The organism is Shewanella eurypsychrophilus, from assembly GCF_007004545.3.
In the GTDB taxonomy this organism is placed as follows: Bacteria; Pseudomonadota; Gammaproteobacteria; order Enterobacterales; family Shewanellaceae; genus Shewanella; species Shewanella eurypsychrophilus.
In genome coordinates this window covers 342,501-354,461 of the sequence record NZ_CP045503.2, presented here as the reverse complement: position 1 = coordinate 354,461, position 11,961 = coordinate 342,501, and the positions used below count along the sequence as shown (strand labels likewise).

Here is an 11,961-nt window from a genome sequence, read left to right as displayed (position 1 = left end):
TTATGACTAAAGCTACAGAAAATCAAGCTTTCGCATTTTATTTCGATGCATCTCGCTGTAACGGCTGTAAGGGCTGTCAGGTGTCTTGTTTAGATGGTCGCGGCTTATCTCTAGACCGTAACTTCCGCCGTGTCTATGAGTACGGTGGCGGTACCTTTACCAAGAACGCAGACGGCACTATGTCTCAGGACGCCTTTGCCTACTACGCATCGGTAAGTTGTAACCACTGTGAAAAGCCGGCTTGTACTGCAGCTTGCCCAACGGGTGCTATGCACAAGAAGGCTAACGGTATCGTCGCGGTACATGACGACATCTGTATCGGCTGTAACAGCTGTGCTGAAGCCTGCCCTTATGATGCGCCTCAGCTAGACAAGACGCGCGGCAAGATGACCAAGTGTGACGGTTGTTTTGAGCGTCTAGAGTTCGGTCTCAAACCATTTTGTGTTCAGTCTTGCTCACAGCGAGCACTGGATTGCGGCACGGTTGACGAGCTACAAGCCAAATATGGTGGTGCGCCGGGTGTTGGCCATATTGCGCCGTTGCCTGATGCCGGAATTACTCAACCTAACTTGCTTATTCGCGGTGCCAAATGCTCTCGCCCTACCGGCGATACCAATGGCAGCGTTTTGAATCCAAACGAAGTTTAAGAATCTGTGGGCGGTTTATACCCAAATTGAGCCGCCCGCTTAAAACAAAGGTAAACATGATGACTATGATGAAGAAGTTACTCGCTGTATCTATAACAACAGCATTAACCCTAGGCATGACTGCTTGTAGCAGTGATGATGAAACTGAAACAATTGAAGTACCAGTACCTGCCGCACCACTTGAACTCAGCTGGGAGCGTGAATTCACAGCCCCTGCCGACGGTGCTTGGTATGGCCTAAATGATGACCGTAATGAGCTAGATTATGCGGGCTTCTCAGAAGGCAGACCTCAACCTGCTGGCGCTCAACCATGGAAGAACGCTCAGTACGCGCTAGGTACTACCACTAACGAATCTCAAATCTGGTATGGCACAGCCGCTGGTGTATGGTGTTACTGGCCAATGATCTCTATGGCTATGCCAATGAACCTGATGAACTATGAGACAGAACGTCAAGCATGTCATCTAATGGGTCCTAAGCCTGTTGGTATCGAAGATGCGACCATGCCAGATGCACAAGTTTATATGTATGACGTAAATACACAGAAAAACTTGCATATTGGCCCAGATACCGTTGAAAACGGTGCGCAGTTCTGGACAGATATGATGAACGTTCGAGGTGCTGATATTGGCCTACAGACCTATGACACCGAAACGGGTGACATTGTAGATGACAACACTCGCTACACGTTGACTTTCCGCGCAGCGGGATCTCATAAGGGTATCGTGTTTATGGTCGGCTCAACTGCGGTTCCACAAACTGAAACGGGTAATCCTGCTGAAGGTGATTTCTCAGGAGTGATCACTGAAGGTGCTAAAGTCGGTTACAACCGCGTACTCGCCTTCGATGCTCGTACTGCCGAACTTAAGTACGTAGGCTATGCAGAGTTCGGTTACGATACTGTTCGTCGCTGGAAAGAGGTCTCACATCCAGATGGAAGTGAAGCACTATATTGGTTCGGCGGCGCCGATCAGTCTGGTGGTCAAGCGGGTCAATCTGCTAGTCAGATGTTACGTTGGGTGGGTTCACCTGATGCACCATTTGAAGGTGGTGAGAGAAACGGTTTCGATATCGTCTCTGATGCAGACTTTAACAACTACGGTGCTGTTGGTGACTTTACACCATTTACCGATGAAGAAGGTAACCAGCGCTTCGTAAGCTCAGCTTGGTACCACCCAACGAAGCACACACCAGCCTCTATGCTGTTCACGAACCCAATGCCAGCGGCGGGTTACACTAAGGAGAACCAGGCACACTTCGAACCTTTCTTCCAGATGAGTAACTTTGATCCTGATCCAATCGGTGCGGTTGCCGCTAAGTTTGGTGCAAACGCTGTATACGGTGACTATCTATACTTCGGTTCATACCACCAAGGCACTACCGGTGAGTATTCTCATATTCTGGGCGAGTTCTGTACGGGTACTGTTGAGCAACCTTCAGTTCCAGCCGTGTGTAATGCCACAGCAGAAGAAGCTTCTCACGAAGAGTTTATGATGAAGACTTGGCGTTCAAGCCAGCTATTCCGTATCAAGCTTAACGATATTGAGCTTAATGCCGATGCTCAAGCTGACCTTCTTTACGGTAATGAAAAAGATTGGAGAATCGACGTTACCAATCCAGCTGGTATGGATAGCAATGGATCTTATGAATTTGTGCTAGAAGACAACCTACTTGGTAAGAAGCCACTTTATGGTAAGTCTGGTTACGGTCATGAAGGCCTTGTGTATACCTGGACCATGGCTGTTCACGATGAGAAGTTAATCATCGGTACTTGGAATGCTACTGCGGGTCTATTTGATATGTTTGACCCAATTGAGCATAAGAACCCAGATAGTCACAACTACATCGTAATGGATGACACTAACCAACCTGGTGATGCTACGGTATACAAGACAGATGGCAGCGAGTTACATAAAGCGATCGACGAGATGCTAGCTGACGGTGGGCTTCCGCCATTCCTAAACCCACTGCCAGAAACTTCTCCAGGTGACGTGCGTGCATACGCAAACAACCCTGCTTACTTCTTGTATAAAGCGGTTCGAGATCAGAACCAAGACGACCTTCTTGCGGGTCACGGTGGATGGTTAGTAGTATTTGAAAATACTGACTCACCTGCAACTATCGTTGATAAGCATGGCTTCGATAACTCTTGTAACAACGGTGTGCGTAACTATGTTGTTATCGATGAAGAGCTTTATTTAGGTACTGCTAGCTACTGTAATATCGATAAAGATGTTAACGACAATGCTCGTGCGGGTCTTGAGTTCTACAAGTACACAGGCGACAACCGTTAATTAACTATTAAGCCCTAAACAAAGCCCAGCACCTGCTGGGCTTTTTGTTATTCAGCAATAACTAGCTAAGATAAATCACGAAATAAACTGTATAAAGTTCAAATTATCACCGTTAACAGCTTTCTATACGGCCGCTAAATCATGGATAATAGATAACTGTAAAATAGCACTCAGGTAGGCCATGATGAATCTAATACAGCGCCAATATAAAATAGTAAAACTCTCAGCTAAACTTGAGCAGTTTATCAGCCAAGATCTCAAGATCACTCAGGTATTCAAACAGATTTCTCTTACCAAAGTGAGCAACTATATTGCTACTTGTGCAGTAGAGCAGGCTGATGATTATGATGACCAGACCCAGTGTCTGATAGCCCTCGCTTACTGCGCCGAGCAGTTACCTATCGAGAGAAATCATACACAGAATATCGCGTTGTTTATCATCAAAGCCGCTACCGAAAAATACCCATTACTGCAGCCTATGCTAGATAAACGCCCGAAAGACAAAAACAGCCTAAGCATGCTTAGCTAGTTTATCTAGGCTCTAGGCTCTAGGCTCTAGGCAAATGATACAAGACACTTTTCTCTATCTAGCAACTCCTTCTCGAAATGTATATACGCAGTATTTAGCCCCTATGACCTAGGTAAAGAGTGAACGCGAAGGCTCTATATTTCGCAACCCCTTTCCTACCCCACTCTTGGCGTCCAAAGATAAGCACTTCCTGTACAAAAAATCTACCTTGATAAGGTAGCTTAGTCACAGTCAAATAAGGAGTGCCCTTGTCATGGCCAGCTTCGGACATATCTTTATTTACCGAAGGCCGAACACGTGGGGGCGGAGAAGTCGCGCTTTGGATGCGAAGCATTCAGCTACTTTGTAGCGAGAAGTGACATAGTCGCTGAACTGAGGGGGCTGACCGCTCAGCGGCGGAATAGCTTCGAAGCAGGAGCTTTTAAAACCTTAACAAAGGCGCCTGTCATGGCCAGCTACGCTAAAGCTTCGCGCTCATAAGCACATCGCTATTGCGATATTCGCCCTACTATCACATGAAATGAATCTCACTGCGTTCGGACTTTCTATTTCCCCATGCTCGAGTGGTCATCTTTCCAGGCTAAAAACGAAAAAAGCCCATTGCGTTAGCAATGGGCTTATTCGTTATTAGGCGCCTGGAAATGACCTACTCTCACATGGGGAGACCCCACACTACCATCGGCGCAATTGCGTTTCACTTCTGAGTTCGGGATGGGATCAGGTGGGGCCACAATGCTATGGTTTCCAGACTAATTTGGCAAAATTTCGAAAGCTGGCTATTCAAAAAACTATTAAGTCTTCTAAATTGCAAAATAATTGGGTCTAACTTAAATCAAATACGTATTCTTTTGTGCTTATGAAGTAACACTCATTAACTACACAAACCCATCTGGGTTGTATGGTTAAGCCTCACGAGTCATTAGTACAGGTTAGCTCAACGCCTCACAACGCTTACACACCCTGCCTATCAACGTCCTAGTCTCGAACGGCTCTTTAGAGGAATTAAATTCCTAGGGATGACTCATCTTAGGACTCGCTTCCCGCTTAGATGCTTTCAGCGGTTATCGATTCCGAACGTAGCTACCGGGCAATGCTATTGGCATAACAACCCGAACACCAGCGGTTCGTCCACTCCGGTCCTCTCGTACTAGGAGCAGCTTCCTTCAATCATCCAACGCCCACGGCAGATAGGGACCGAACTGTCTCACGACGTTCTGAACCCAGCTCGCGTACCACTTTAAATGGCGAACAGCCATACCCTTGGGACCGACTTCAGCCCCAGGATGTGATGAGCCGACATCGAGGTGCCAAACACCGCCGTCGATATGAACTCTTGGGCGGTATCAGCCTGTTATCCCCGGCGTACCTTTTATCCGTTGAGCGATGGCCCTTCCATTCAGAACCACCGGATCACTATGACCTACTTTCGTACCTGCTCGACGTGTATGTCTCGCAGTTAAGCTGGCTTATGCCATTGCACTAACCGTACGATGTCCGACCGTACTTAGCCAACCTTCGTGCTCCTCCGTTACTCTTTGGGAGGAGACCGCCCCAGTCAAACTACCCACCAGGCACTGTCCTCAACCCCGATTCAGGGGCCAGAGTTAGAACATCAAAACTACAAGGGTGGTATTTCAAGGTTGACTCCACAAAAACTAGCGTCTCTGCTTCAAAGTCTCCCACCTATCCTACACATGTAGGTTCAATGTTCAGTGCCAAGCTATAGTAAAGGTGCACGGGGTCTTTCCGTCTAGCCGCGGGTATACGGCATCTTCACCGCAATTTCAACTTCACTGAGTCTCGGCTGGAGACAGCGTGGCCGTCATTACGCCATTCGTGCAGGTCGGAACTTACCCGACAAGGAATTTCGCTACCTTAGGACCGTTATAGTTACGGCCGCCGTTTACCGGGGCTTCGATCATGAGCTTCTCCGAAGATAACCCAATCAATTAACCTTCCGGCACCGGGCAGGCGTCATACCGTATACTTCCTCTTGCGAGTTTGCACAGTACTGTGTTTTTGATAAACAGTTGCAGCCACCTGGTATCTGCGACTGCCAGCAGCTTAAGGAGCAAGTCCCATCACCGCCGGCAGCGTACCTTCTCCCGAAGTTACGGTACCATTTTGCCTAGTTCCTTCAGCCGAGTTCTCTCAAGCGCCTTGGTATTCTCTACCCAACCACCTGTGTCGGTTTGGGGTACGATTCCTACTAACCTGAAGCTTAGAAGATTTTCCTGGAAGCATGGCATCAACTACTTCATCCCCTTGGGGACTCGTCATCAACTCTCAGCTTTGCAATTTAATGCGTTCACCCGGATTTGCCTAAGTGAACAGCCTACAGCCTTAAACGCGGACAACCAACGCCGCGCTAGCCTAGCCTTCTCCGTCTCTCCATCGCAGTTAGTAGAAGTACGGGAATATTAACCCGTTTCCCATCGATTACGCCTTTCGGCCTCACCTTAGGGGTCGACTTACCCTGCCCTGATTAACATTGGACAGGAAACCTTGGTCTTTCGGCGAGGGAGTTTTTCACTCCCTTTATCGTTACTCATGTCAGCATTCGCACTTCTGATACCTCCAGCGTGGGTTACCCCTTCGCCTTCAACGGCTTACAGAACGCTCCTCTACCGCTTGCTAGTAAACTAGCAAACCCATAGCTTCGGTGTATTGCTTAGCCCCGTTAAATCTTCCGCGCAGGCCGACTCGACTAGTGAGCTATTACGCTTTCTTTAAATGATGGCTGCTTCTAAGCCAACATCCTAGCTGTCTAAGCCTTCCCACATCGTTTCCCACTTAGCAATAACTTTGGGACCTTAGCTGATGGTCTGGGTTGTTTCCCTTTTCACGACGGACGTTAGCACCCGCCGTGTGTCTCCCGTATAGTACTCATTGGTATTCGGAGTTTGCAAAGGGTTGGTAAGTCGGGATGACCCCCTAGCCTTAACAGTGCTCTACCCCCAATGGTATTCGTACGAGGCGCTACCTAAATAGCTTTCGAGGAGAACCAGATATCTCCGAGTTTGATTGGCCTTTCACCCCCAGCCACAAGTCATCACCGCATTTTTCAACATACGTGTGTTCGGTCCTCCAGTTGATGTTACTCAACCTTCAACCTGCCCATGGCTAGATCACTCGGTTTCGGGTCTACACCTTGCAACTAAACGCGCAGTTAACACTCGGTTTCCCTACGGCTCCGCTATTCGCTTAACCTTGCTACAAAATGTAAGTCGCTGACCCATTATACAAAAGGTACGCAGTCACGGTCTCAAGGACCGCTCCCACTGCTTGTACGTATACGGTTTCAGGTTCTATTTCACTCCCCTCACAGGGGTTCTTTTCGCCTTTCCCTCACGGTACTGGTTCACTATCGGTCAGTCAGGAGTATTTAGCCTTGGAGGATGGTCCCCCCATGTTCAGACAAGATGTCACGTGTCCCGTCCTACTCGTTTTCATCTATAGTTAGTTTTCATGTACGGGGCTATCACCCTGTGCCGCTGAGCTTTCCAACTCATTCCACTAACACCCTATAGACTTAAGGGCTAATCCCCGTTCGCTCGCCGCTACTAGGGGAATCTCGGTTGATTTCTTTTCCTCCGGGTACTTAGATGTTTCAGTTCCCCGGGTTTGCCTCACATACCTATGTATTCAGTATGTGATACTCACTTATGTGAGTGGGTTTCCCCATTCGGATATCGTTAGCTCAAATGCTTGTTACTAGCTCGCCAACGCTTTTCGCAAGTTACTACGTCCTTCATCGCCTCTGACTGCCAAGGCATCCACCGTATACGCTTAGTCACTTAACCATACAACCCACATAGGTCTAAACCAATGTAAATTGTATCGCAACTAATGGTGTTTACTTTCGCCAAAAGAATACTCTTGAAGTGCATTGCTGCACTTCGGCACTTGATTTAAGTGTTTGAGAACTCAATTATTTTATATTTCGCGCTAATGCTATAAACCACTGCAATTACCGAATCTTACGAATCAGCTTTCACAATAGTCCCTTTCACATTAACACTATCAGCTTTCCAAATTTTTAAAGAACAAACATCACCGTAAAGGCATGTTTCTCGCTCTAACAAGAACAAGTTATCTGTGTGAACACTCAGCAAATATTGAGTTAGTCGTATAGGTAAGGAGGTGATCCAGCCCCAGGTTCCCCTAGGGCTACCTTGTTACGACTTCACCCCAGTCATGAACCACACCGTGGTAAACGCCCTCCCCGAAGGGTTAAGCTATCTACTTCTGGTGCAGCCCACTCCCATGGTGTGACGGGCGGTGTGTACAAGGCCCGGGAACGTATTCACCGTAGCATTCTGATCTACGATTACTAGCGATTCCGACTTCACGGAGTCGAGTTGCAGACTCCGATCCGGACTACGACCGGCTTTGTGGGATTAGCTTGACCTCGCGGCTTTGCGACCCTCTGTACCGACCATTGTAGCACGTGTGTAGCCCTACTCGTAAGGGCCATGATGACTTGACGTCGTCCCCACCTTCCTCCGGTTTATCACCGGCAGTCTCCCTAAAGTTCCCACCATTACGTGCTGGCAAATAAGGATAAGGGTTGCGCTCGTTGCGGGACTTAACCCAACATTTCACAACACGAGCTGACGACAGCCATGCAGCACCTGTCTCACAGTTCCCGAAGGCACCAAGCTATCTCTAGCGAGTTCTGTGGATGTCAAGAGTAGGTAAGGTTCTTCGCGTTGCATCGAATTAAACCACATGCTCCACCGCTTGTGCGGGCCCCCGTCAATTCATTTGAGTTTTAACCTTGCGGCCGTACTCCCCAGGCGGTCTACTTAATGCGTTAGCTTGGGAGCCCAGTAACTAAGTTACCAAACTCCGAGTAGACATCGTTTACGGCGTGGACTACCAGGGTATCTAATCCTGTTTGCTCCCCACGCTTTCGTACCTGAGCGTCAGTCTTTGTCCAGGGGGCCGCCTTCGCCACCGGTATTCCTTCAGATCTCTACGCATTTCACCGCTACACCTGAAATTCTACCCCCCTCTACAAGACTCTAGTTTGCCAGTTCAAAATGCAATTCCCAGGTTGAGCCCGGGGCTTTCACATCTTGCTTAACAAACCGCCTGCGTACGCTTTACGCCCAGTAATTCCGATTAACGCTTGCACCCCTCGTATTACCGCGGCTGCTGGCACGAAGTTAGCCGGTGCTTCTTCTGCGAGTAACGTCACAGCTATAGTTTATTAAACTACAACCTTTCCTCCTCGCTGAAAGTGCTTTACAACCCGAAGGCCTTCTTCACACACGCGGCATGGCTGCATCAGGCTTTCGCCCATTGTGCAATATTCCCCACTGCTGCCTCCCGTAGGAGTCTGGGCCGTGTCTCAGTCCCAGTGTGGCTGATCATCCTCTCAGAACAGCTAGGGATCGTCGCCTAGGTGAGCTATTACCTCACCTACTAGCTAATCCCACCTAGACTCATCTAATCGCGAAAGGCCCGAAGGTCCCCTCCTTTCCCCCGTAGGGCGTATGCGGTATTAGCAGTCGTTTCCAACTGTTATCCCCCACGACTAGGCAGATATCTAGGCATTACTCACCCGTCCGCCGCTCGACAGCAAAAGTAGCAAGCTACCTTCCTGTTTCCGCTCGACTTGCATGTGTTAGGCCTGCCGCCAGCGTTCAATCTGAGCCATGATCAAACTCTTCAATTAAAGTTTTTTTGTTCTCACCCGATTAAGGATGAAGAACGGCTCAACGAATTATACTGTTTTTCACAAACCCGAAGGTTTATGAAGCTTACATATTTTGCTTCTTAATCATTACTCTCTCGAAAGAAAACAAATCATAAGTTGCTATGGTCACTCAGTAGTTCATTGAGTAAATTTTTGATTGCCTACATTCCGAAGAACAGAAGGCAATTTCGAATAACTCAACACCTGTGAGTGCCCACACAGATTTCTTGTTTTGAATTGTTAAAGAGCGTTAGCATCAATCTTTCAGATGCTGCCGTTAGACGCTAGGTCGTTGGCTTGAGGAGGCGTATTCTACACTCTCCGTGGTTGGCGTCAAGAGCTTTTTTAAAATGTTTTTAAAATCGCTTAACTCGTTGCCCTGACTGGCTTTGGTCTTACCTAGCTTTCTGCTTAGTAGGACTGGTTTGCCGTGTCAGTGGATGCGCATTATAGGGATGTCAGCCTTAAGCGCAAGCGCTTATTTGAGTAAAATGATGATATAAAGACTGAGTGGGCACTTATCACTCGATACGCATATATAAGATACTGCACAGCGGTACAAACAGAGGGATAAATCATGAAAAAAAAGATGCAGGGCCCATTTGATCTCTTCTTCCCGGCTAAAGCCGGTCCTACACAATTGAAGAATGCCCATTCCCCACATAGGAGCATTCTTTTGCTGCGAAGCTTACATCATCCTTGGCAACCTTAGATCATGGCAATTGGTAATCCTAAATATCAGATGTATGGAACACGCCTTCATTTAAGAATAAAGTGCACGACTGAATGGTTATAGGAGGTGCGAGGCCAAGGAAGGACGAAGCTAGAATAATGCACGATTGTATGGATATAAGAGGTAGAGCATTGTCAGGAACAAATGCCGAGGAGCTACTAGCGAGAGCGAAGCAGGGCGAAAATCATAAAATGATGGCTTTTAAGCGAGAGACATGGAGGTCGAACTGGCCTTTTAACAAGGATGTTATTGCTAGAGCCGAGGAGCAATTAACGGCCACACTGCGTAAGTAGCTTTGGGCTGCATGTGAAGTAGGCATTGCACGTGCTTAAGTGAATAAGCCACCTGCCTACTGTGAAGTTGGATAAATTGGTTTTGTAGCCTGCAACCAAGGCGCCTTCCAATGACATAGCTTTGAATGGACATGATACTTGCCGAAGGCCGAACACATGGGGGCGGAGAAGTCGCGCTTTGGATGCGAAGAATTCAGCGACTTTGTAGCGAGAGGCGACATAGTCGTCGAACTGAGGGGGCCACACTGCGTTAGCAGCTTTGGACTGCATGTTAAGTAGGCATTGCACGTACGTGCTTAAGTGGATAAGCCACCTGTTTACATTGAAGTTGAAAATGGGAAATGAAATCTATATTTAAAAATACCCAGACGCAAAAAAGCCACCTTATTCAGGTGGCTTCTCTACTTAATTAGGCGCCTGGAAATGACCTACTCTCACATGGGGAGACCCCACACTACCATCGGCGCAATTGCGTTTCACTTCTGAGTTCGGGATGGGATCAGGTGGGGCCACAATGCTATGGTTTCCAGACTAATTTGGCAAAATTTCGAAAGCTGGCTATTCAAAAAACTATTAAGTCTTCTAAATTGCAAAATAATTGGGTCTAACTTAAATCAAATACGTATTCTTTTGTGCTTATGAAGTAACACTCATTAACTACACAAACCCATCTGGGTTGTATGGTTAAGCCTCACGAGTCATTAGTACAGGTTAGCTCAACGCCTCACAACGCTTACACACCCTGCCTATCAACGTCCTAGTCTCGAACGGCTCTTTAGAGGAATTAAATTCCTAGGGATGACTCATCTTAGGACTCGCTTCCCGCTTAGATGCTTTCAGCGGTTATCGATTCCGAACGTAGCTACCGGGCAATGCTATTGGCATAACAACCCGAACACCAGCGGTTCGTCCACTCCGGTCCTCTCGTACTAGGAGCAGCTTCCTTCAATCATCCAACGCCCACGGCAGATAGGGACCGAACTGTCTCACGACGTTCTGAACCCAGCTCGCGTACCACTTTAAATGGCGAACAGCCATACCCTTGGGACCGACTTCAGCCCCAGGATGTGATGAGCCGACATCGAGGTGCCAAACACCGCCGTCGATATGAACTCTTGGGCGGTATCAGCCTGTTATCCCCGGCGTACCTTTTATCCGTTGAGCGATGGCCCTTCCATTCAGAACCACCGGATCACTATGACCTACTTTCGTACCTGCTCGACGTGTATGTCTCGCAGTTAAGCTGGCTTATGCCATTGCACTAACCGTACGATGTCCGACCGTACTTAGCCAACCTTCGTGCTCCTCCGTTACTCTTTGGGAGGAGACCGCCCCAGTCAAACTACCCACCAGGCACTGTCCTCAACCCCGATTCAGGGGCCAGAGTTAGAACATCAAAACTACAAGGGTGGTATTTCAAGGTTGACTCCACAAAAACTAGCGTCTCTGCTTCAAAGTCTCCCACCTATCCTACACATGTAGGTTCAATGTTCAGTGCCAAGCTATAGTAAAGGTGCACGGGGTCTTTCCGTCTAGCCGCGGGTATACGGCATCTTCACCGCAATTTCAACTTCACTGAGTCTCGGCTGGAGACAGCGTGGCCGTCATTACGCCATTCGTGCAGGTCGGAACTTACCCGACAAGGAATTTCGCTACCTTAGGACCGTTATAGTTACGGCCGCCGTTTACCGGGGCTTCGATCATGAGCTTCTCCGAAGATAACCCAATCAATTAACCTTCCGGCACCGGGCAGGCGTCATA

3 protein-coding genes and 5 rRNA genes (1 of these 8 cut by a window edge) are annotated in these 11,961 nt (G+C 48.1%); 3 read left to right on the top strand and 5 right to left on the bottom strand.

Features of this window, described 5'->3' with window-relative positions; genetic code table 11:
• Window positions 1-2 precede the first annotated feature (2 nt).
• The 3 genes from FM038_RS01530 (at window position 3) to FM038_RS01520 (ending at window position 3,470) form a co-directional block, all read left to right on the top strand.
• A complete protein-coding gene (locus FM038_RS01530; RefSeq protein WP_142874869.1) occupies window positions 3-647 on the top strand; it encodes a DMSO/selenate family reductase complex B subunit in 645 nt (214 codons plus the stop codon).
• Window positions 648-706: 59 nt separating this feature from the next.
• Window positions 707-2,941: a hypothetical protein gene (locus FM038_RS01525; protein WP_223292977.1), complete on the top strand. Its 2,235-nt coding sequence runs from the start codon at window positions 707-709 to the stop codon at window positions 2,939-2,941.
• A gap of 181 nt (window positions 2,942-3,122) precedes the next feature.
• Window positions 3,123-3,470: a hypothetical protein gene (locus tag FM038_RS01520; protein WP_142874871.1), complete on the top strand. Its 348-nt coding sequence runs from the start codon at window positions 3,123-3,125 to the stop codon at window positions 3,468-3,470.
• 633 nt (window positions 3,471-4,103) lie between these two features.
• On the opposite strand, the gene rrf (FM038_RS01515) is transcribed toward FM038_RS01520, so the two are convergent.
• The 5 genes from rrf (FM038_RS01515) to FM038_RS01495 all read right to left on the bottom strand — a co-directional run.
• Window positions 4,104-4,219: ribosomal RNA gene (gene rrf, locus FM038_RS01515) — 5S ribosomal RNA — on the bottom strand.
• A gap of 149 nt (window positions 4,220-4,368) precedes the next feature.
• A 23S ribosomal RNA gene (locus FM038_RS01510) occupies window positions 4,369-7,273 on the bottom strand.
• A gap of 333 nt (window positions 7,274-7,606) precedes the next feature.
• Window positions 7,607-9,153, bottom strand: a 16S ribosomal RNA gene (locus FM038_RS01505).
• Window positions 9,154-10,615: 1,462 nt separating this feature from the next.
• Window positions 10,616-10,731 (bottom strand): 5S ribosomal RNA (gene rrf / locus FM038_RS01500).
• Window positions 10,732-10,880: 149 nt separating this feature from the next.
• Window positions 10,881-11,961: ribosomal RNA gene (locus tag FM038_RS01495) — 23S ribosomal RNA — on the bottom strand (it continues 1,824 nt past the right edge of the window).
• Together the 16S, 23S and 5S rRNA genes form the textbook arrangement of a ribosomal RNA operon.

Coding starts and splice junctions, on each gene's coding strand:
- FM038_RS01520 (WP_142874871.1), top strand. CDS start 3,123: ATGATGAATCTAATACAGCGCCAATATAAAATAGTAAAACTCTCAGCT.
- FM038_RS01530 (WP_142874869.1), top strand. CDS start 3: ATGACTAAAGCTACAGAAAATCAAGCTTTCGCATTTTATTTCGATGCA.
- FM038_RS01525 (WP_223292977.1), top strand. CDS start 707: ATGACTATGATGAAGAAGTTACTCGCTGTATCTATAACAACAGCATTA.